Source organism: Azotobacter salinestris (genome assembly GCF_009363155.1).
Lineage (GTDB): Bacteria > Pseudomonadota > Gammaproteobacteria > Pseudomonadales > Pseudomonadaceae > Azotobacter > Azotobacter salinestris.
The window spans coordinates 2,845,139-2,867,131 of record NZ_CP045302.1 but is presented as its reverse complement, the minus strand read 5'-3'; the positions used below and the strand labels follow the sequence as shown (position 1 = coordinate 2,867,131).

The window sequence follows — 21,993 nt, the reverse complement described above, 5'->3', positions numbered from 1 at the left end:
CCCATGAATGCAACCATCCCTCAGCGCTCGGCCAAACAGACCCCGGTCGAACTCTATGACCTCCAATTGCAGGCCCTGGCGAGCATCGCCCGCACGCTCAGCCGCGAACAGCAGATCGACGAGCTGCTCGAGCAGGTCCTGGCCGTGCTGCACAACGACCTCGGCCTGCTGCACGGTCTGGTGACCATCTCCGACCCGGAGCACAGCGCCCTGCAGATCGGCGCCATCCACACCGACTCCGAAGCGGTGGCCCAGGCCTGCGAAGGCGTGCGCTACCGAAGCGGCGAAGGCGTGATCGGCAACGTCCTCAAGCACGGCAACAGCGTGGTGCTCGGCCGCATCTCCGCCGACCCGCGCTTTCTCGACCGCCTGGCGCTGTACGACCTGGAAATGCCGTTCATCGCGGTGCCGATCAAGAACCCCGAGGGCAACACCATCGGCGTGCTGGCGGCCCAGCCGGACTGCCGCGCCGACGAGCACATGCCGGCGCGCACGCGCTTCCTGGAGATCGTCGCCAACCTGCTGGCGCAGACCGTGCGCCTGGTGGTGAACATCGAGGACGGCCGCGAGGCCGCCGACGAGCGCGACGAGCTGCGCCGCGAGGTGCGCGGCAAGTACGGCTTCGAGAACATGGTGGTGGGCCACACCCCCACCATGCGCCGGGTGTTCGACCAGATCCGCCGGGTCGCCAAGTGGAACAGCACCGTGCTGGTGCTCGGCGAATCCGGCACCGGCAAGGAGCTGATCGCCAGCGCCATCCACTACAACTCGCCGCGTGCGCACCGCCCCTTCGTGCGCCTGAACTGCGCCGCGCTGCCGGAAACCCTGCTCGAGTCCGAACTCTTCGGCCACGAGAAGGGCGCCTTCACCGGCGCGGTGAAGCAACGCAAGGGACGCTTCGAGCAGGCCGACGGCGGCACCCTGTTCCTCGACGAGATCGGCGAGATCTCGCCGATGTTCCAGGCCAAGCTGCTGCGCGTGCTGCAGGAGGGCGAGTTCGAGCGGGTCGGCGGCAACCAGACGGTGCGGGTCAACGTGCGGATCGTCGCCGCCACCAACCGCGATCTGGAAAGCGAGGTGGAGAAGGGCAAGTTCCGCGAGGACCTCTACTACCGCCTGAACGTCATGGCCATCCGCATTCCGCCGCTGCGCGAACGCACCGCCGACATTCCCGAGCTGGCGGAATTTTTGCTCACCAAGATCGGCCGCCAGCAGGGCCGCCCGCTGACCGTCACCGACAGCGCCATCCGCCTGCTGATGAGCCACCGCTGGCCGGGCAACGTGCGCGAGCTGGAGAACTGCCTGGAGCGCTCGGCGATCATGAGCGAGGACGGCACCATCACCCGCGACGTGGTCTCGCTGACCGGGGTCGACAACGAGAGCCCGCCGCTCGCCGCGCCGCTGCCCGAGGTCAACCTGGCCGACGAGAGCCTGGACGACCGCGAACGGGTGATCGCCGCCCTCGAGCAGGCCGGCTGGGTACAGGCCAAGGCCGCGCGGCTGCTGGGCATGACGCCGCGGCAGATCGCCTACCGCATCCAGACCCTCAACATCCACATGCGCAAGATCTGACGGGAACCTCCGGCAATGGATGGCCGGCTTCTCCCCTCCCCTTTCCCCGCCTCTCCCCTGATCCGGCACGGGCGCCTGCCCATGACGGACATCGCCCCCTCTTCCCCGCCCGCCGCACTTGTCGCTTGTCGTACAGAAGCGCGCGAAGGACCGTGCGGATTTGTCCGTTGCGCGACAAACCGAGCCCCACATTTTCAAATAAATCCTTCATAAACAATCACTTAAATAATCGGCACGGGTATTGCTCGGCTTTTGGGGTAAAGACTCTCTCAGCCGGAGACAGAACATGGAACTGAGCGTACTTGGGCAAAACAATGGGGGGCAGCACAGCGCTGGCGGCTGTTCCTCAAGTGGCTGCGGCAGCACGAACGATCAGCTCTCCCACTTGCCGGAACACATTCGCGAGAAGGTGCACAACCATCCGTGCTATTCGGAAGACGCGCACCACTACTTCGCGCGCATGCACGTGGCGGTGGCGCCTGCCTGCAACATCCAGTGCCACTACTGCAACCGCAAGTACGACTGCGCCAACGAGTCGCGTCCGGGTGTGGTGTCCGAAGTGCTGAGCCCCGAGCAGGCGGTCAAGAAGGTCAAGGCCGTGGCCGCTACCATCCCGCAGATGACCGTGCTCGGCATCGCCGGCCCCGGCGACCCCCTGGCCAACCCGCAGCGCACCCTCGAGACTTTCCGCATGCTCAGCGAGCAGGCCCCGGACATCAAGCTGTGCGTTTCCACCAACGGTCTGGCCCTGCCGGAGTGCGTCGAGGAGCTGGCCAAGCACAACATCGACCACGTCACCATCACCATCAACTGCGTGGACCCGGAGATCGGCGCCAAGATCTATCCGTGGATCTACTGGAACAACAAGCGCATCCGCGGCGTCAAGGCAGCCAGGATCCTCATCGAGCAGCAGCAGAAGGGTCTGGAGATGCTGGTCGCGCGCGGCATCCTGGTGAAGGTCAACTCGGTGATGATCCCCGGGGTCAACGACGAGCACCTGAAGGAAGTGAGCAAGATCGTCAAGGCCAAGGGCGCCTTCCTGCACAACGTCATGCCGCTGATCGCCGAGGCCGAACACGGCACCTTCTACGGCGTGATGGGCCAGCGCAGCCCCGAGCCGGAAGAGCTGCAGGACCTGCAGGACGCCTGCGCCGGCGACATGAACATGATGCGCCATTGCCGTCAGTGCCGCGCCGACGCGGTCGGCATGCTCGGCGAGGACCGCGGCGACGAGTTCACCCTGGACAAGATCGAGTCGATGGAGATCGACTACGAGGCGGCGATGGTCAAGCGCGCCGCCATCCACGCAGCGATCAAGGAAGAGCTGGATGAGAAGTCCGCGAAGAAGGCACGGCTGGCTGGCCTGTCTGTTGCATCTGTCCAGAACGGCACGACCGGCCGCTACCGTTCGGTACTGATGGCCGTGGCCACCAGCGGCGGCGGCCTGATCAACCAGCACTTCGGCCATGCCACCGAGTTCCTGGTGTACGAAGCCTCGCCGTCCGGGGTGCGCTTCATCGGCCACCGCCGGGTCGACCAGTACTGCGTCGGCAACGACACCTGCGGCGAGAAGGAAAGTGCGCTCGCCGGCAGCATCCGCGCCCTGAAGGGGTGCGAGGCGGTGCTCTGCTCGAAGGTCGGCTTCGAGCCCTGGGGCGATCTGGAAGCCGCCGGCATCCAGCCCAATGGCGAACACGCCATGGAGCCGATCGAGGAGGCGGTCATGGCGGTCTATCTGGAGATGATCGAGTCGGGTCGGCTGGAGAATGACGGAGCCCTGCTGCAGGCCAAGGCCTGAGCAGGGTACGAGACAGTTCGAGGATTGCGTGGAGGTGCGTGATGGCGCTGAAAATTGTGGAATCCTGTGTCAATTGCTGGGCGTGTGTCGATGTCTGTCCGAGCGAAGCGATCTCCCTGGGTAGCACGCATTTCAAGATCAGTGCGAGCAAGTGCACCGAGTGCGACGGGGACTACGAAGAGAAGCAGTGCGCGAGCATCTGTCCGATCGAGGGCGCTATCCTGCTCGCCGACGGTACGCCGGCCAACCCGCCGGGTTCGCTGACCGGGATTCCCCCGGAGCGCCTGGCCGAGGCCATGCGCGAAATCCAGGCCCGCTAAGGAGAGCAAGCCATGACCAGCACCAGCATCGTCTTCTACGAGAAACCCGGCTGTGCCACCAACCGCCTGCAGAGACAACTGCTGCGTTCGGCTGGCCTGCAGCTGGAGGTCCGCAACCTGCTCAGCGAGCCTTGGACGCCCGAGCGCCTGCGGCCCTTCTTCGGCGATCGGCCGGTGGCCGAGTGGTTCAACCGCTCGGCGCCGGCGATCAAGTACGGCGAGCTGGACCCCACGCAGCTGAGCGCCAGCCAGGCGCTCGAGCTGATGCTGGCCCACCCGGCCCTGATCCGTCGCCCGCTGATCCGCTACGGTGCGCAGTACATGGCCGGCTTCGATCTGGTCAAGCTGTGCACCCACCTGCCCGCCAAGAACGACCTGCCCGACGCCGACAACGACCTGGAGAAGTGCGCGGTCGGCCAGAATTCGATCGGCTGCCTGGCGGCAGGGAGCCAGTAATGAGCGATGCCGTGGCCCGTCAGGAGGCCGCCCCGCAAGCCGTGCGCCATGAAGAAGCCAACCGTCTCTGGCTGGAGCGCATCGTTCAGTCGCAGCGCAGCGGACTGAGCTGCCTGCCGTTTCATCTGGGCCTCGACGAGCAGAGCTACGCCGAGCTGATCCGGACCCATTTTCCCGCGCTGGCCGACCAGACCAGCGCCAGCCTGGGCTCGCTGGCCCACGAATGCAGCGAGCTGCGCGAAGACCTGCTGGAGATGCGCCGCGACGAATGGGAGGAGCTGCGCAACCTGCTGCTGGGCAGCCGCTGCGGCGACGCCCCGGAGGAGGCCTGGATGGCGAGCATCGTCGCCGCCGCCTGCCTCGGCGGCGACCACCTGTGGCGCGACCTGGGGCTCGAGACCCGCGAGAGCCTGAGGACCCTGCTGACGCACAATTTCCCCAGCCTCGCCGAGCGCAACGTGAACAACATGCGCTGGAAGAAATTTCTCTACAAGCAGCTGTGCGAGCAGGACGGCGGCTACGTCTGCCGCGCCCCCAGCTGCGCGCAGTGCCCTTCTCATCACGACTGTTTTGGAGCAGAAGTATGACTCGATTCGCCCGTATCGCCGCCGAGCAGGCCGAAGCCCTGCTGGCCGGCCAGGACAGCGTCATGCTGCTGGACACCCGCGACGCCCGCGCCTATTGCCAGGGCCACGATCCGCGCGCCATCCATCTCAACGACCTGAATCTGCGCACCCTGCTGAAGGTCACCCCGAAGCAGGTGCACCTGATCTTCTGCTGTGCCGATGGCGCCTCCAGCCCGGACATGGCACACCTGTTCGCCGAATTCGGCTTCATCAACTGCTACAGCCTGGAAGGTGGCTATGCCGCCTGGAAGGCCAGGCCGCAGCAAGCGGCCAAGACGCGCGCCCTCCGCGCGCGGCAAGCCGCAGCCCTGCTGGGATAGGAGAGAACCATGCAAGTACTGGACACTGAAGCACGCATTCGCAAGCAGATCGCCGAGAACCCGGTGATCCTCTACATGAAAGGCACCCCCGCGGCGCCGGAATGCGGCTTTTCCCGCGCGGCCGTCGGCGCCCTCAGCAAGATCGGCAAGCCCTTCGCCTACGTCAACGTGCTGACCGCCCCGCACATCCGCGAGAAGCTGCCGAAGCTCTTCCAGTGGCCCACCTTTCCCCAGCTGTTCGTCAACGGCGAGCTGATCGGCGGCTGCGATATCATCCTCGAGATGGAAGCCGACGGCAGCCTGAAGGAGCTGCTGGAAAAGGCCACCGCCCAGGCCTGACCCGTTCTCAGCGCCCGGCGTCCCCACCGATCCCCACGGTGGCGGGCGTCGGGCGCTGTCTTTACGCGCCCTCCCCCCTCTACGTCTCAACGCAGCCCCAGACGCCTGGCCAGGCGATGCAGGTTGGCGCGGTCCACGCCGAGCGCACGGGCCGCAGCGGCCCAGTTGTGGCCGTGGGCCTCGAGGGCGGCGAGAATCCGCTCGCGCTGGAACCGCTCCACCGCCTGGCGCAGGTCATCGATCGCTGGCGCCAGGGCGGCGGCGGCCGCCGGCGCCTCACTGTCCGTCGCGGCCGGCAGATCCAGCAGCTCCGCGCCGATGCTGAGAATCCGCCGCTGCTCGCCGCCGGCCATGGCCCTGAGCGCGGCGCGGCCGATCAGGTGCTCGAGCTCGCGCACGTTGCCCGGCCAGTCGTAGGCGAGCAGCGCCGCCTGGGCCTCGGCGCTCAGGCGCAGGCCGCGCAGGCCGAGGCGGGCGCGGTTCTCCTCGAGGAAGTACCCGGCCAGCAGCAGCACGTCGCGGCCGCGCTCGCGCAGCGGCGGCACCGGCAGCGGATAGACGCTGAGGCGGTGGTAGAGGTCGGCGCGAAAGCGCCCGGCGCGCACCTCGCCGGCCAGGTCGCGGTTGGTGGCGGCGATCACCCGCACGTCCACCCGGTGCTCGCGGTCGGAGCCGACCCGCTGCAGCTGGCCGCTCTGCAGCACGCGCAGCAGCTTGGCCTGCACCGCCAGCGGCAGCTCGCCGACCTCGTCGAGGAACAGCGTGCCGCCGTCGGCCAGCTCGAACTTGCCGCTGCGCTCGGTCACCGCCCCGGAGAAGGCGCCGCGCACATGGCCGAACAGCTCGCTTTCCACCAGGGTGTCGGGCAGTGCCGCGCAGTTCAGGCTGATCAACGGCTTGTGGGCGCGCGCCGAGGCGGCGTGGATGGCCTGCGCCACCAGCTCCTTGCCGACCCCGGTCTCGCCGCTGACCAGCACGCTCAGGTCGCTGCCGGCGACCACCGCGATCTCCTGCAGCAGGCGCCGGTGGGCGCGGCTCTGGCCGATCAGCTCGTGGTTGCCCTGACGGTCGGCGGCCTCGCGATAGGCCTGCATCAGCCGCTCGTCGCGCTCGGCGCGGCGGGTCAGTGCGCTGATCCGCTCGCCGGCCTGCACGGTGGCGGCGGCCAGACTGGCGAAGGCCTCCAGGGTGGCCAGGTCGATGCCGTCGAAGCGCGCCGGGTCCAGGGCGTCGAGGGTCAGCAGGCCCCAGGGGCGCTCGTCCAGGTACAGCGGGCAGCCGAGGCAGTCGTGGACCTGCAGCTGGCTGGAGAGCCCCTCGACCAGGCCGTCATAGGGGTCCGGCAGGCTGCAGTCGCTGGCGAAGCGGGTGGCGCCGCGCTGTGCCAGCAGCGCGCGCAGGCGCGGCTGTTCGTCGAGACGGAAGCGCCGGCCCAGGGTGTCCGCGCTCAGCCCGTCCACCGCCAGCGGCACCAGGGTGTCGCCGTCCAGGCGCAGCAGCGCCGCGGCATCGGCCGGCAGCAGCCGGCGCAGGGCGCCGAGCAGGCGCCGGTAGCGTTCGGCCTCGGGCAGTTCGCGGGTCAGGTCGGCGACCAGCGGGAGGAAGGCGTCGAGCAGCGGAGGTGTAGTCATCTGGATAACACTGTGTCATATCGACTGCGGACTACCGTAGTCGAAAGGACAGCAAGGGGCAACAGGCCGGCCATTTGCGGGGCCTGCGCACCTGGCACGAAACCTGAAGATGATTGCACAACCCTCGCGGCCGAGCGGCCGCGCCCATTGCACGCTACAGGAGTCGCCCATGCTGACCGAGCAACAACGCGCCATCGTCAAGGCCACCATCCCGCTGCTGGAAACCGGCGGCGAAGCCCTGACCCGGCACTTCTACGGCATCATGCTCACCGAGTACCCGGAGGTGCGCCCGCTGTTCAACCAGGCCCACCAGGCCAGCGGCGAGCAGCCGCGGGCGCTGGCCAACGCGGTGCTGATGTACGCCCGGCACATCGACCGCCTGGAAGCGCTCGGCCCGCTGGTGGCGCAGATCGTCAACAAGCACGTGGCGCTGCAGGTGCTGCCGGAACACTACCCGATCGTCGGCACCTGCCTGCTGCGCGCCATCCGCGAGGTGCTCGGCGAGGAGATCGCTACCGACGCGGTGCTCGACGCCTGGGGCGCGGCCTACGGAATGCTCGCCGAGCTGCTGATCGGCGCCGAGGAGGCCGCCTACGCCGCCACGGCCGCGGCCCCGGGCGGCTGGCGCGGGGGACGGGCGTTCCGCGTGGCGCGCCGGGTGGTGGAGAGCGAGGAGATCGTCTCCTTCCACCTGCGCCCGGAGGACGGCGGCGCGCTGCCGCCCTTCCAGCCCGGCCAGTACATCGGCCTGCGCCTGGTGCTCGACGGCGAGGAGGTGCGCCGCAACTACTCGCTGTCGGCGGCGTCGAACGGCGAGGAATACCGCATCAGCGTCAAGCGCCACGCCGAAGGCCGGGTCTCCCGCCACCTGCACGACCAGGTGGGCGAAGGCGACCGCCTCGTGCTGTTCCCGCCGGCCGGCGAGTTCGTCCTGGATGCCTCGGACAAGCCGCTGGTGCTGATCGGCGCCGGCGTCGGCGTCACCCCGCTGCTGGCCATGCTGGAGGCGGCGCTGCCCAGCGGCCGGCCGGTCCGCTTCATCCACTGCGCACGGCACGGCGGCGTGCAGGCCTTCCGCCAGCAGGTCGAGGCGCTGGCCGGGCAGCACCCGCAGCTCAAGCCGTTCTTCTGCTACAGCGCGCCGCGCGCCGAGGACCACGCCGACGCCAGTGGCCGGCTGGATGCCCAGCGCCTGGCCGCCTGGCTGCCGGAAGAGCGCGACCTTGAGGCCTATTTCCTCGGTCCGCAGGCCTTCATGGCCCAGGTGAAGCGCCAGCTGAGCGAGCTCGGCGTGCCGCAGGAGCAGTGCCACTACGAGTTCTTCGGCCCGGCACAGGTGCTGGAGGGCTGATCCGTCGCCCGCGCAGCGACCCGGGCCGCACCGAACGGGCGGCCCGGGGGCTGCGCCGGGCGTCAAACTGGCAAATCGCCCCACTTACTGCAAGAAAATTGCCGCAAACCAGCAAAATTATGCATTTGTCTTGAGCGATTCCGGCTTCGACAATGCAGCGCCCCTGCCCTGCTCCGACACGCGCTGCCGCATGCCCGACAAGACCTCCACGCCCTGGCTGAAAACCCTGCTGCCCGCCCTGCCGCTCGCCGCACCGCAGGAATGGCTGCGCAGCGCGGCCGGCATCTGCCTGGTCGTGGCGCTGACCCTCGCCGGCGATCTCTGGCTGTTCGATCCCGATCTCGTCCTGCACCTGGCGCCGCCGCTCGCCGCGAGTTCGGTGCTGCTGCTCGCCGCTGCCTCCAGCCCCTTCGCCCGCCCCTGGTCGGTGCTCGCCGGCAACCTGCTGTGCGCGTCGATCGGCATCCTGCTGGGCTCGAGCGAACTGGCCACGGTCCCGGCCGCCGGGCTCGGCGCCGCCCTGGCGCTGGCCGGCATGTTCGCCCTGCGCTGTCTGCACCCGCCGAGCTGCGCCCTGGCCCTGGCGGTCATCTTCAACTGGCCGGAGCTGGCGTCCCACGGCCCGGCCATTCTGCTGCCGGTCGCCTTCAACTCGCTGATGCTGCTCGGCCTGGCGCGCGGCTTCAACCGCCTGACCCGCCCGCCGCGCCACGAGCCGCCCCGGGAGAACATTCACCAGACCCGCGACCCGCTGCCCACGGAGCGCCTCGAGCCGCGCCGCGCGGCCCTCGACGCCGCCCTGGAGGATTTCGGCGAATACCTCGACATCACCCGCGAGGACCTGGAGCGGCTGGTCCGCCTGCTGGAGCGGCACGGTTTCCGCCACAGCCTGGGCCAGGTCGTCGCGGCGGACATCATGTCCCGCGACCTGCGCTGGGCCACCCCGGACACCTCCCTCGAGGAGGCCTGGAGCCTCCTGCGCGAGCACCGCCTGCAGCAGCTGCCGGTGATCGACGGCGCCTCCCAGCGCCTGCTCGGCATCGTCAGCCGCAGCGACCTGCTCAAGCGCGCCCGCCCCGGGCGCCCCTGGCCGGCCTTCGGGCGCTCCGGCCAGACCGGCATCGGCGCGGTCATGAGCGCGCCGCCGATCCTGGTGCGTCAGGACACCCACCTGGCCGAGCTGGTGCTGCCGCTCTCCGAGCAGGGCCTGCATTGCCTGCCGGTGGTGAACGACGGCGCGCGCCTGGTCGGCCTGGTCACCCAGACCGACCTGATCGCCGCGCTGTACCGGCTCTGGCTGCAGCAGCTGCCGGCCTGAGGCGGACGCCGGGCCCAGCCGCGTTGACCGGCCTGCGGCCGCGAACTAGCGTTTTTGAACGACCCCAAGCCGACGACAGGGATGTGCGCCGCCTGCAGCGAGGTACGCGCCATGCTGACGCAGAAAACCAAAGACACGGTCAAGGCCACGGCGCCGGTGCTTGCCCAGTACGGCAACGCGATCATCCGGCGCTTCTACGAACGCATGTTCCAGGCCCATCCCGAGCTGAAGAACATCTTCAACATGGCCCACCAGGCCAAGGGTCAGCAGCAGGAGGCGCTGGCCCGCGCCGTCTACGCCTATGCCGCCAACATCGACGACCCGCAGAGCCTGAGCGCCGTGCTCGAGACCATCGCCAACAAGCACGCCAGCCTCGGCGTGCGTCCCGAGCACTACCCGATCGTCGGCGAGCACCTGCTGGCGGCGATCAGGGAGGTGCTCGGCGAGGCCGCCACCGACGAGATCGTTTCCGCCTGGGCGCAGGCCTACGGCAACCTGGCCGACCTGCTGATGGGCATGGAAAGCCGGCTGTACGAGCGCAGCGCCGAGGCGCCCGGCGGCTGGACCGGCTGGCGCGAGTTCGTGGTGCGCGACAAGACCCCGGAAAGCGAGGAGATCACCTCCTTCGTGCTGGAGCCGGCCGATGGCGGCCCGGTGGAGGATTTCGAGCCCGGCCAGTACATCGGCCTCGCCGTCGAGGTGCCGGCGCTCGGCCTGCAGCAGATCCGCCAGTACAGCCTGTCCGACGCCCCCAACGGGCGCAGCTACCGCATCTCGGTCAAGCGCGAGGCGGGCAGCGAGACCCAGCCACCCGGCCACGTCTCCAACCTGCTGCACGACCATGTCGAGGTCGGCGACCGGCTCCGCCTGGCGCCACCCTACGGCAACTTCTACGTCGACGTGCAGGCGACCACGCCCGTGGTGCTGATCAGCGGCGGGGTCGGCCTGACGCCCATGGTCAGCATGCTCGCGCGGGTGCTGCAGAGCCCCGGGCGGCAGATCCTGTTCGTGCACGGGGCGCGCAACGGCGCGGTCCAGGCCATGAAGAACCACCTGCGCCAGACGGCGGCGGAGCACCCCAACTTCAAGCTGTGGGTGTTCTACAGCGAACCGCGGGAACAGGACGTGCAAGGGCGCGACTACGATCATCCGGGCCTGGTCGACCTGCGCCTGCTCGGCGACGCCATCCTGCTGCCCGATGCCGACTACTACCTGTGCGGGCCGATCCCCTTCATGCGCATGCAGCACGACGCCCTGATGAACCTCGGCATCCGCGAGCCGCGCATCCACTACGAGGTGTTCGGCCCGGACCTGTTCGCCGAATAGCCCGGCGCCGGGGCGCCGGTGGACAGGGCCGAGCCCTGCCCTCTAGAGTGCCCCTTTGCCGACGCCCGGTCGGTGCAGCGGACTCTTTCCATGACTCAACAACCCTTTCTCGGCGACAGCTGCCAGCCGGCGCAGATCGCCCGGCGGATCGAAGACATGGGCGTCGCCAAGGCCCGCGTCGACACCCCCACCCTGCTGGTGCTCGCCGTGCTCGCCGGCGCCTTCATCTCCCTGGCCGCCTTCCTCTACACCGTGGTGCTCACCGGCAGCGAGCTGGGCTTCGGCCCGACCCGGCTGCTCGGCGGCCTGAGCTTCTGCCTGGGACTGGTGCTGGTGGTGATCGGCGGCGCCGAGCTGTTCACCGGCAACAACCTGCTGGCGATGGCCTGGGCCAGCCGGCTGATCGGCGGCCGCGAGGTGCTGCGCAACTGGCTGCTGGTCTACCTGGGCAACGTGGTCGGCTGCCTGGGCACCGTGCTGCTGGTGGTCTGGGCGGGCAGCGCCGGCCTGAACGACGGTGCGGTCGGCGAGACAACGCTGAAGATCGCCCGCGCCAAGGCCGAGCTGACCCTGGGTGCGGCCTTCGCCCGCGGCGTCCTGTGCAACGCCCTGGTCTGCCTGGCGACCTGGCTGGCGATGGCCGGGCGCAGCGTGACCGACAAGATCCTCGCCATCCTCTTTCCGATCACCGCCTTCGTCGCCCTCGGCTTCGAGCACTCGATCGCCAACTGGTTCTTCCTGCCGTACGGGCTGGTGCTCGACGGCCAGGGCGCGCTGCCGCTCGCCGGCGTGGCCGGCAACCTGCTCGCGGTGACCGCCGGCAACCTGGTCGGCGGCACCCTGCTGGTCGGCGGCATGTACTGGCTGGCCTACCTGCGCGGCGGCAGCGGCGCGCAGAAGCGGCCGTCCTGAGCCGGCATTCTCCAGAAAAGCGAAGGGGGCCGAACGGCCCCCTTCTTCTGCGTGGCGAATGGCTTTCAGCCTTCGATCCTGCGCGGCGCCATGAAGTACATCCAGGTCAGCGCCAGGAAGTACATGCTCGGGATGATGACGAACAGCACGGCGTAGTTGTTGTCGGTGGCGGTCAGCACGTAGCCGACGATCTGGGTCATGAACATGCCGCCGATCGCCGCGCACATGCCGCCGAAGCCGAACACGGTGCTGATCAGGTGCTTGGGCGTGTAGTCCATCACCAGGCTCCAGATGTTGGCGGTCCAGGCCTGGTGCGCGCCGACCGCCAGGGAGATGGCCAGCACCGCGCCCCACAGGCCGCTGGCGTTGGCGGCGAAGATCACCGAGCAGATGCAGGTGGCGAAGATCAGCATCGATACCAGGCGCGCGCGGATCGGCTGCATCCCGCGGCCGATCAGGAAGGACGAGAGGATGCCGCCGCCGATGCTGCCGAAGTCGGCGGTCAGCCAGATCAGCATGAGCGGAATGCCCATCTGGGTCACGCTGATGCCCAGGTTGTACTGCTGGTTGAGGAACGGCGGCAGCCAGTACAGGTAGAACCAGAACACCGGCGCGGTGATCATGTAGGCCACGGCGAAGGCCCAGGTGCCGCGCATGCGCAGGATGCGCGAGAACGGCACCTTGACCGGCTCGGGTTCGGCTTCCTTGCTGATGTACTCCAGCTCGCTCTGCCTGACCCGCGGATGCTCCTCGGGGTTGTAGTAGTTGAGGGCCCAGAACACCAGCCAGACCAGGCCCAGCAGCCCCATGCCGATGAAGGCTGCCTGCCAGCCCCAGACGCTGAGGATCAGCGGCAGCAGCGCCGGGGTGACCATGGCGCCGACGTTGGTGCCGGCGTTGAAGATGCCGGTGGCCAGCGCACGCTCGCCGGCCGGGAACCACAGGCGGGTGGTCTTCACGCAGGCCGGATAGTTGGCCGCCTCGGTCAGGCCGAGGATGAAGCGGCAGATCATGAAGCCGACCGTCGAGGTCGCCAGACCGTGGGCGCCGGTGGCCAGGCTCCACAGCAGCACGGCGAGGAAGAAGGCGCGCTTGACGCCGACCTTGTCGATGAAGCGGCCCTGCAGCAGGAAGCCGACGGCGTAGCCGACCTGGAACCAGAAGTTGATGTTGGCGTAGTCCATGGTGGACCAGCTCATCTCCTTGGCCAGGATCGGCTGCATCACGCCCAGCGCGGCGCGGTCGATGTAGTTCAGGGTGGTGGCGAAGAACACCAGGGCCAACATGCCCCAGCGCACCTTGCCGACGGCCAGGGCGGCGCGGACCTTGCTGCCGACCGACGCGTGGGCCGCGGCAGGGGATTCGGCGGTCGTGGGTACGGCCATGGAAGTACCTTGCGAAGTGAACATTTTCAGTAGCCATCCGTTCGAGGACCGGAGATGCAACAGTCCGGTCGGGCCTCTTTCGTGCCCCAGTAACGCCGCCGAAGTGGAACGTCCCTTTTCGGGCGTGTGGCGGGCCCTCCTGCCGACTGGCGGGAATGCCCCTGTTACTGGTTGCGGTTAATGGCGCCGGTTCAGCGCAACGGGTTCAGCGGAAAGCCGGCCGTGTCTAGACCGGATGGCGCAGGCGGACGAGGGCCGACTGCGCAGGCCGCAGGCGAGAAGCACCCGCACGGGAGGGATGGGAAAGCACGCAGGCTTGGCGGGGTGGAAGTATGCACATGAGCGTCTACCGATCTTGAAGTTGTTATAACGGGCTCCGGTTGCCCGGCAGGCGTGCCTGCAACCTGGCGACCATCTTGGCCAGTGCTCAAAAAAGCGTCAATCGACCAGCCGGGCTTCTGGTCGATAATCGAACAGAACTAACCAACTGGTACATTTTATCACCGGAAAGCCTCTAATCCGCCTCTCAGCGCCGCGACCAGTCGGTCTGCCCGGCGGCCACCTCGCGCAGCAGTGCCAGGGCCTGCTGCAGGATGGGCGAATCCTTGGCCCGCGAGTAGACGAGGTAGACCGGATAGGCGAATTCCGGCGCCTTCTCCACGCGCCGCAGCAGACCCTCGTCCAGATAGCGCTGCACCACCCGGCTACGGAAGTAGCCGCGCCCGCCCTCCTGCAACAGGTACTGCAGGGCCAGCGGACCGAGGCTGAAATACAGGGGCGCCCTGGCCAGCTCCGGCAGCGCCGCATCGTGCTGCCGGCGGAACGCCTTCCCCCAGTCGACGTAGATGTAGGGCTCGGGATTGGCCTGCAGGGCGACCTGGATCAGCTTCTCCTCGAGCAACTGCTCCACCTGCAGGCCCGGCCAGTACTCCGGCTGGTAGACCAGGGCGGCGTCGAGCACGCCGAGATCGAGGCGCTCCTGCAGCAGATCGCCCGCGCCCACCTCGCTGCGCAGCGCATGGGAGGGGATCGCCTGGCGCAGGCGCTGCACCCAGGCCAGCAGCAGCGGGCTGGACAGGCTGACATCCGCCCCCAGGGTCAGCAGGTTGTCATAACCCTCCGGCAGCGGCAGGTCGCGGCGGGCCGCCTCCCAGGTCTGCACCAACTGGCTGGCGTAGCCGACGAAGCGCTCGCCGTCGGCGGTCAGCCGCGCACCGGCACGGTTGCGCACGAACAGCCGGCAGCCCAGCTGGCTCTCCAGGTTGTGGACGCGCGCGGTGACCGCGGTCTGGGTGAGATGCAGGCGCTCGGCAGCGGCGACGAGGCTGCCGCCACGCACGATTTCCAGGAAGGTACGGGCAAGATCGATATCCATGGGGGCCTTGGTTCGGCAGTTGGCGCCAGGGCGGGAGACGCGCGGCCGCCAGGGCGCATGTTTCACGTGAAACGGTGGATCACCGCGCTCAGGCCGGACGAGCAGGAGGATAGCTTAGCGACCGCCCAAGGGGAGGCTGGCCGTGGAGACGGGCAGGAGAACCCGCAGGATGGACGGCAGATGCGGGACGCCCTCCGTCGCTGCCGGACGGCGTCCCGCGCTGCTTCAGACGACCGGTTCGGCCGGTGTGCTGCCGATCACCTGGAGCTCGGTGGTCGCGGCCGCCGGGGCGAAGATGAAGTCGCCCGTGTCGAGCTGGCCGGCATGGTTGCCCTCCAGGGCGATCTCGAAGCGGTTTCCTTCGGCGTCGGCGCCGAGGTCCTTGAGGTAGGTCTTGGTGCCGGCATCGTTCAGGACGATCGCCAGGGTGCCGTCATGACCCGACCCCAGACCGGTGTAGCCGAGCGCCGAGAAGTCGATGAGGTCGGCACCGTGGGTGAAGTCGGCGATGGTGTCGGCGCCGCTCGCCCCGGTGGTGTAGTTGCGGAAGCTGTCGAGCTGCTCGCTGAAGCGGAAGATGTCGCTGCCGCTGCCGCCGGTCAGGGTATCGCGCCCCGCTCCGCCGTCGAGGAGGTCGTTGCCGGCCCCGCCGCTCAGGTCGTCCTGCCCGGCCTTGCCGAGCAGTTCCTCGGCCGCGCTGCTGCCGGCGAGCGTGTCGTTGCCGTCGCTGCCCTCCAGCACGAGGCGCCCGTCGAGGATGAGGTGGGCCTCGCCGAGTCCACCGAGGTTGCCCTCCAGGGCGATCTCGAGGCGCTCGCCCGCGGCGTTGCTCTCGAAGCTCTTCAGGTAGGTGCGGGTACCGGCGCTGTTCACCTGTACGGCCAGGGTGCCGTTGTAGCCGTCGCCCAGGCCGCTGAAGCCGAGCCCGGACAGGTCGATGCGGTCGTTGGCCAGGTCGAAGTCGGTGATCAGGTCGGCGAAGCTGCTGCTCGCCGTGCGGTGGCTGTCGGTCAGTTCGCTGAAGCGGAACACGTCGGCCCCGCCGCCGCCGCTCAGGGTATCGCGGCCAGCGCCGCCGTGGATGATCTCGTCGGCGCTGGTGCCGGCCAGCCTGTCGTTGTCGGCGGTGCCCTCGAGGATTCGCTGTCCCGTGGGCGTGGCGAAGATGAAGTGCTCGGCGCCGAGCAGGCCCTGGTAGTTGCCGTCGAGGGAGAACTCGAAGCGGTAGCCGTTGGCGCCGCTGTCGTAGCTCTTCAGGTAGGTGCGGTCGCCGGCACCGTTGAGCACCACGGCGAGGGTGCCGTTGTAGCCGTCGCCCAGGCCGGTGAGGCCCAGCGCCGACACGTCGATCTTGTCTTCGCCCAGGGTGAAGTCGGTGATGCGGTCGCCTTGGTTGTCGCCGGTGTCGTAGTTGCGCAGGCTGTCGGACAGCGCGTCGAAGCGGAACACGTCGGCTCCGGCGCCGCCGGTGAGGCTGTCGCGCCCGGCCCCGCCGACCAGGATGTCGTTGCCGCCGGCGCCATTGAGGCTGTCGTGTCCGGCATGGCCGAGCAGCGTCTCGGCGGCCGAGGTGCCGAGCAGCGCGTCGTCGCCCGCGCCGCCCTCGATGGCGACGCGCTCGAAGAACAGGTTGCCGCCATCGAGCCGGCCAGCGAAATTGCCGTCCAGGGCGATTTCGAAGCGCCGGCCCTCGGCGTCCGCCTCGAGGCTCTTCAGGTAGGTGCGGCTGCCGTCGGCAGTGACCTGCAGCAGCAGGGTGCCGTTGTAGCCGTTGCCCAGGCCGGAAAAGCCCAGCATCGAAAGATCGATGCGGTCCTGGCCGGGATCGAAGTCGGTGATCAGGTCGGTGAAGCTGGCGCTGGCGGTGCGGTAGCTGTCCTCGCGGGCGGCGAAGCGGAACACGTCGGCCCCCTCGCCACCGGTCAGGTTGTCACGGCCGGCGCCGCTGTCGAGGATGTCGTTGCCGGCCCCGCCGTTCAGACGGTCGTTGCCGGCACCGCCGAGGATCGTCTCATGGGCGTTGCCGCCGGTCAGCACGTCGTTGCCTCCGGTGCCCTCGAGAGTCGCCTGCTGGCCGGTGCCGGACTGGTCGGAGACCGTGGAGTTGGGGCCATAGAGCAGCACGGTGCGCTGGGTGCCGTCGATGCTGTTGGCGTAGAGACTGCTGGCGTCGGTGCCGTCGTTGCGCTCCTGCACGCCGAAGGTGGAATTGGCCGAGCCGGTGATGAGGTTGCCTTCGATCCAGGTATTGGCCGTCGCGTAGAAATTGCCGGAGACGCCGGCGGTATCGTCGTAGGACTGCACGAGGATTTCCGCGTAGGGGCCGTTCTGCGCGTTGTCGTGGATCTGGTTGTCGAGGATCTGCACGTCCTGGGTGCCGTAGACGCGCACCCCGGCCGTGCCGTTGCCGTAGATGTCGGCGTTCTGCAGGGTGACGTCGTGGGTCATCTTGAGCAGCACGCCCTCGAGCGCGTTGTCGTAGTAGGCGCCGCCGTCGATCAGGATGTTGTAGGGATGCGGCATGTCGTACGAGCCGCGCTGCACCACCAGGCCGGAGCCGCCGTTGCCGTAGGCGACGTTGTTGGTCATCGTGAAATCATGGGTGCTGGTGACCACGTTGAAGCCGTGGCGGTCGTTGTTGTAGGCGACGTTGTTCTCGAACACGCTGTCGATCAGGTAGTCGGCGACGAAGCCGTCGAGGCCGTTGTCGTGGGAAACGCTGTCGCGGATCACCAGGTTGATGGTCTGCTCGTGGGGGTCGAAGCCGTAGCCGGACATCTCGCGGATCTCCACCCGCTCCAGGGTGACGTCGCGGTCGGCCCCCTCCTGCCCGGGGATGTAGCCGTTGAACCAGCCGTCGACCTTGGCGGACACGTTGTCGCGGTTGCCGTCCAGGGTCAGGTCGCGCATGCCGAAGTTGTAGGTCTCCTCGCCATAGGCCGAGCGGACCATGCCGGTGACCTTCTGCTCCCAGCCATCGACCAGCTTGATGACCGTCTCGCCCATGCCGGCACCGGCCAGGTAGACGTTGCTCTTGAGCATCAGGCAGCCGTCCGACGGCTCCTCGCCGCCGCTGACCCGATACTCGCCGGCCGGCAGGTAGACGGTGCCGCCGCCGGCTGCGTGGGCGGCATCGATCGCCGCCTGAATGGCGGCGGTATCGTCGCTGATGCCATCGCCCAGTGCCCCAAAATCTTTGACGTTGAAATCCATGCTACTTCTGCTTCCTGTTCCATTGATGCGCAGCGGAACGCTGCTCGGGAGGGTGGAGAAGGAAGAGTCGACTACTGAACAAGCCTTTCCCGTCCCCGGCTTTGAACGCGACGATGTTTTCCCGTGCGCTCGAAGCGCCTCTGGCTGTCTTTACGCAAGGCAGCCAGGCAGGCGAACAAGCGAAACGGCTCGTGCGTTTCTGTGCCTGAGACTGGTCAAAGGGCCGTTGGTTCGCCCGGCCGCTGCGGGCCGGGCGGAGGGAGATCAGACCAGCTGATCGGTCTGGGTGCCGCTGCTGCCGATCACTTCCAGCTGGGTGGCGGCAGGGTCGCTGTCCGCCATACCGGTCGTGCCGCCCTGGCTGTCGGCGAAGGCGATAGTGGCGCCGGAAAGATCGCTGGAATGATCGCCGTCCAGGGCGATCTCGAAGCGCTGGCCCGCGGCGTCCGCCTCGTAACTCTTCAGATAGGTGCGGGTGCCCTCGGCGTTGAGGGTGACCGCCAGGGTGCCGTTGTAACCGTCGCCCAGACCGCTGAAGCCCAGGGCGGACAGGTCGATGCGGTCCTCGCCGGCGTCGAAGTCGAGGATCAGGTCGTTGAACACCGCCGTGTCGGTGCGGTAGCTGTCCTCGCGGGCGGCGAAGACGAAGGTGTCGACGCCCGCGCCGCCGGTCAGCCGGTCGCGCCCGGCCCCGCCATCGAGCACATCGTTGCCGGCTCCGCCGTCCAGGCGGTCGTCGCCAGCACCGCCCAGGAGCTGGTCGTCGCCATCGCCGCCGACCAGCAGGTCGTTGCCGTCGGTGCCCTGGGGCGGCTGTTGCGGCTCTGCGCCGGGCGAATCGGAAGCGCTCGAATGGGCACCGGAGAGGCGTACCGAGGCGATCTGCCCGCCGCTGATGTCGTTGTCCTGGAGGGTGGTGTAGTCGCTGCCGTCGTTGCGCTCCTGCACGGCATAGTTGGCATTGACGGCGCCGATGACGTTGCCCTCGATCCGGGTGTTCAGCGCTTCGTAGACATTCCCCGTGACGCCGGCATCGTTGAAGGCCTGCAGCAGGACCTCGGGGTAGCTGCCGTTCTGCGAGTTGTCGTGGATCTGGTTGTCGAGGATCTGCACGTCCTCCGTGCCATACAGGCGCACGCCGGAGGAGCCGTTGCCGTGGATCTCGGCGTTCTGCAGGGTGACGTTGTTGGTCATCTTGAGCAGCACGCCTTCCATGGCGTTGTCGTAGAAGGCGCCACCGTCGATCAGGATGTTGGTCGGCTGGGCCAGGTCCTCCGCCCCCCGCTGGATGGTCAGCCCGGCGCCGCCGTTGCCGTAGGCGACGTTGTTGCTCATGGTGAAGTTCTGGGTGCTGGTGACCACGTTGAAGCCGTGGCGGTCGTTGTTGTAGGCGACGTTGTTCTCGAACACGCTGTCGATCAGGTAGTCGGCGACGAAGCCATCGAGACCGTTGTCGTGGGCCACGCTGTCGCGGATCGTCAGGTTGATGGTCTGCTCGTGGGGGTCGAAGCCGTAGCCGGACATCTCGCGGATCTCGACCCGCTCGAGGGTGACGTTGCGGTCGGCGCCGTTCTGGCCGGGAATGTAGCCGTTGAACCAGCCGTCGACCTTGCCGCCGGTGTTGGCGCGGTTGCCGTCGAGGGTCAGGTCGCTCATGCCGAAGTTGCTGGTTTCCTCGCCGTAGGCCGAGCGGACCATGCCGGTGATCTTCTGGTCCGAGCCGTCGACCAGCTTGATCACCGTCTCGCCCATGCCGGCGCCGACCAGGTAGACGCCGTCCTTGAGCATCAGGCACCCCTCCCCCGGCTCGCCGGCGGCGCTGACCCGGTACTCGCCGGGCGGCAGGTAGACGGTGCCGCCGCCCGACGCGTGGGCGGCATCGATCGCCGCCTGGATGGCCGCCCGGTCGTCGCTGACGCCATCGCCCAGCGCGCCGAAGTCCCTGGCATTGAACACGCCGGGCTCGAAGAGCACGTTGCCGCTGTCCAGCTGGCCGCTGAAGTCGCCGTCCAGAGCGATCTCGAAGCGCTGACCCGCGTCATCGGCCTCGAAGCTCCTGAGGTAGGTGCGGCTGCCGTCGGCGCTGACCTCAAGCAGCAGGGTGCCGTTGTAGCCGTCGCCGAAGCCGGAAAAGCCCAGCGTGGAGATGTCGATGCGGTCCTGGCCGGGGTCGAAGTCGAGGATCAGGTCGCTGGCCGTGCCGTTTTCGGCGAGGGAGCTGTCGCTGCGCGCGGAGAAGCGGAAGACGTCGGCCCCCTCCCCGCCTCTCAGGGTGTCGCGCCCGGCGCCGCCGTCGAGGATGTCGTCGCCGGCCCCGCCATCCAGGCTGTCCTGGCCGCCCCGGCCGAGGAGCAGTTCGTCGGCCGCGGTGCCCTGCAGCGCTTCGTCGGCGTCGCTGCCCTCGATGGTCGTCACCTGTCCCTGCGGGGTCGCGAAAATGAAATTCTCAGCGCTGAGCTGGCCTTGGTAGTTGCCGGCGAGGGAAAGCTCGAAGCTGTAGCCGTTGGCGTCGGTGTCGTAGCTCTTGAGATCGGTGCGGTCGCCGGCGGCGTTGAGCACCATGGCGAGAGTGCCGTTGCGGCCGTTGCCCAGGCCGGTGAAGCCCAGGGCCGACACGTCGATCCTGTCCTCGCCCAGGGTGAAGTCGGTGATGCGGTCGGCCTGGTTGTCGCCGGTGGTGTAGTTGCGCTGGCTGTCGGACAGCGCCTCGAAGCGGAAGATGTCCGCCCCGGCGCCGCCGGCGAGGCTGTCGCGCCCGGCGCCGCCGATCAGGATGTCGTCGCCGCCGGCGCCGTCGAGGCTGTCGTTGCCGCCACGGCCGATGAGTGTCTCACCGGCGTCGGTACCGATCAGCACGTCGTTGCCGTCTGTTCCCTCGGGCGTCTGGCCGGAGGAAGAGCCGGAAACCGTCGAGTTGGCGCCGTACAGCCGTACCGGCGCGATCTGCCCGCCGCTGATGGTGTTGGCGTTGAGGCTGCTGTAGTCGGTGCCGTCGTTGCGCTCCTGAATGCCGTAGGTGGAGTTGGCCGAACCGCTGATGACGTTGCCGGCGATCCAGGTGCCGGTCGTGGTGTAGTAGTTGCCGGATACCCCGGCGGTATCGTTGTAGGACTGCAGGAGTACTTCCGGGTAGGCGCCGCTCTGTGCGTTGTCGTGGATCCGGTTGTCGAGGATGTCCACGTCCTGGGCGCCGTAGACGCGCACCCCGTAGGTGCCGTTGCCGTAGACCTCGGCGTTCTGCAGGGTGACGTCGTGGCTCATCTTGATCTGCACGCCCTCCTGGCCGTTGTCGTAGTAGGCGCCGCCGTCGATCAGGATATTGTAGGGATGGGGCACATCGTAGGAGCCGCGCTGCACCACCACGCCGGCGCCGCCGTTGCCGTAGGCCACGTTGTTGGTCAGGGTGAAGTCGTGGGTGCTGCTGACGATGTTGAAGCCGTGGCGATCGTTGTTGTAGGCGACGTTGTTCTCGAACACGCCATTGATCTGGTAGTCGGCGACGAAGCCGTCGAGGCCGTTGTCGTGGGAAACGCTATCGCGGATCACCAGGTTGATGGTCTGCTCGTGGGGGTCGAAGCCGTAGCCGGACATCTCGCGGATCTCGACCCGCTCGAGGGTGACGTCGCGGTCGGCGCCGTCCTGGCCGGGGATGTAGCCGTTGAACCAGCCGTCGACCTTGGCGAAGACGTTGTCGCGGTTGCCGTCGAGGGTCAGGTCGCTCATACCGAAGTTGCTGGTCTCCTCGCCGTAGGCCGAGCGGACCATGCCGGTGACGTTCTGCTCCCAGCCATCGACCATCTTGATGACCGTCTCGCCCATGCCGGCGCCGACCAGGTAGACGTTGCTCTTGATGGTCAGCGCGCCATCGGAGGGCTCCTCCCCGCCGCTGACCCGATACTCGCCGGCCGGCAGGTAGACGGTGCCGCCCCCGGCCGCGTGGGCGGCGTCGATCGCCGCCTGGATGGCGGCGGTATCGTCGCTGACACCATCGCCCAGTGCCCCGAAATCCTTGACGTTGTAATCCATATCTCGCTTCCTAATCCCGTGTTGT

At 68.3% G+C, this 21,993-nt stretch carries 16 protein-coding genes; 11 read left to right on the top strand and 5 right to left on the bottom strand.

Going from position 1 to position 21,993, the window contains the following annotated elements:
• The first annotated feature begins 3 nt into the window (after positions 1 to 3).
• From nifA to grxD, 7 genes are all read left to right on the top strand, one after another.
• The gene (gene nifA, locus GCU53_RS13335; protein WP_152388048.1) at positions 4 to 1,572 is read left to right on the top strand and encodes a nif-specific transcriptional activator NifA; all 1,569 of its coding nucleotides are present in this window, start codon (positions 4 to 6) and stop codon (positions 1,570 to 1,572) included.
• Positions 1,573 to 1,957: 385 nt separating this feature from the next.
• Entirely contained in the window at positions 1,958 to 3,370 is a 1,413-nt protein-coding gene (gene nifB, locus GCU53_RS13330; RefSeq protein WP_244306758.1) for a nitrogenase cofactor biosynthesis protein NifB, read from the top strand.
• Between the two features lie 41 nt (positions 3,371 to 3,411).
• Positions 3,412 to 3,690, top strand: a complete 279-nt coding sequence (locus GCU53_RS13325; protein ID WP_152388046.1) for a 4Fe-4S binding protein — start codon at positions 3,412 to 3,414, stop codon at positions 3,688 to 3,690.
• Between the two features lie 12 nt (positions 3,691 to 3,702).
• Positions 3,703 to 4,146, top strand: coding sequence for an ArsC/Spx/MgsR family protein (locus GCU53_RS13320; protein ID WP_152388045.1), 444 nt, complete (start codon positions 3,703 to 3,705; stop codon positions 4,144 to 4,146).
• The gene (locus tag GCU53_RS13315) at positions 4,146 to 4,733 is read left to right on the top strand and encodes a nitrogen fixation protein NifQ (protein WP_152388044.1); all 588 of its coding nucleotides are present in this window, start codon (positions 4,146 to 4,148) and stop codon (positions 4,731 to 4,733) included. Before GCU53_RS13320 ends, GCU53_RS13315 begins: the two co-directional genes overlap by 1 nt.
• Complete coding sequence (locus GCU53_RS13310; protein ID WP_152388043.1) at positions 4,730 to 5,092, top strand: rhodanese-like domain-containing protein; 363 nt, start codon at positions 4,730 to 4,732, stop codon at positions 5,090 to 5,092. The genes GCU53_RS13315 and GCU53_RS13310 overlap by 4 nt, the downstream gene beginning before the upstream one ends.
• Positions 5,093 to 5,101: 9 nt before the next feature.
• A complete protein-coding gene (gene grxD, locus GCU53_RS13305) occupies positions 5,102 to 5,431 on the top strand; it encodes a Grx4 family monothiol glutaredoxin (RefSeq protein WP_152388042.1) in 330 nt (109 codons plus the stop codon).
• Positions 5,432 to 5,517: 86 nt separating this feature from the next.
• On the opposite strand, the gene norR is transcribed toward grxD, so the two are convergent.
• The gene (gene norR, locus GCU53_RS13300; RefSeq protein WP_152388041.1) at positions 5,518 to 7,062 is read right to left on the bottom strand and encodes a nitric oxide reductase transcriptional regulator NorR; all 1,545 of its coding nucleotides are present in this window, start codon (positions 7,060 to 7,062) and stop codon (positions 5,518 to 5,520) included.
• 169 nt (positions 7,063 to 7,231) lie between these two features.
• Here norR and hmpA (GCU53_RS13295) point away from each other — a divergent pair, with 169 nt between their 5' ends.
• The 4 genes from hmpA (GCU53_RS13295) (at position 7,232) to GCU53_RS13280 (ending at position 11,969) form a co-directional block, all read left to right on the top strand.
• Positions 7,232 to 8,413 (top strand): NO-inducible flavohemoprotein, encoded by a 1,182-nt coding sequence (hmpA, locus tag GCU53_RS13295; protein ID WP_152388040.1) that lies wholly within the window; start codon positions 7,232 to 7,234, stop codon positions 8,411 to 8,413.
• A gap of 190 nt (positions 8,414 to 8,603) precedes the next feature.
• Entirely contained in the window at positions 8,604 to 9,731 is a 1,128-nt protein-coding gene (locus GCU53_RS13290; RefSeq protein ID WP_152388039.1) for a CBS domain-containing protein, read from the top strand.
• 111 nt (positions 9,732 to 9,842) lie between these two features.
• On the top strand, positions 9,843 to 11,057 hold the full coding sequence (gene hmpA / locus GCU53_RS13285; protein WP_152388038.1) for an NO-inducible flavohemoprotein: 1,215 nt from the start codon (positions 9,843 to 9,845) through the stop codon (positions 11,055 to 11,057).
• A gap of 90 nt (positions 11,058 to 11,147) precedes the next feature.
• Entirely contained in the window at positions 11,148 to 11,969 is an 822-nt protein-coding gene (locus tag GCU53_RS13280; protein WP_152388037.1) for a formate/nitrite transporter family protein, read from the top strand.
• Positions 11,970 to 12,034: 65 nt separating this feature from the next.
• Here the strand turns inward: GCU53_RS13280 and GCU53_RS13275 are convergent, their stop codons facing one another.
• The 4 genes from GCU53_RS13275 to GCU53_RS13255 all read right to left on the bottom strand — a co-directional run bounded on the left by GCU53_RS13275 (position 12,035) and on the right by GCU53_RS13255 (position 21,968).
• Positions 12,035 to 13,354, bottom strand: coding sequence for an MFS transporter (locus tag GCU53_RS13275; RefSeq protein WP_152388036.1), 1,320 nt, complete (start codon positions 13,352 to 13,354; stop codon positions 12,035 to 12,037).
• 526 nt (positions 13,355 to 13,880) lie between these two features.
• Entirely contained in the window at positions 13,881 to 14,729 is an 849-nt protein-coding gene (locus tag GCU53_RS13265) for a LysR family transcriptional regulator (RefSeq protein WP_152388035.1), read from the bottom strand.
• Between the two features lie 225 nt (positions 14,730 to 14,954).
• Complete coding sequence (locus GCU53_RS26555; RefSeq protein ID WP_152388034.1) at positions 14,955 to 17,942, bottom strand: M10 family metallopeptidase C-terminal domain-containing protein; 2,988 nt, start codon at positions 17,940 to 17,942, stop codon at positions 14,955 to 14,957.
• A 264-nt stretch (positions 17,943 to 18,206) separates the two neighbouring features.
• Positions 18,207 to 21,968, bottom strand: a complete 3,762-nt coding sequence (locus GCU53_RS13255) for a glycosyl hydrolase family 28-related protein (RefSeq protein ID WP_152388033.1) — start codon at positions 21,966 to 21,968, stop codon at positions 18,207 to 18,209.
• Positions 21,969 to 21,993 lie beyond the last annotated feature (25 nt).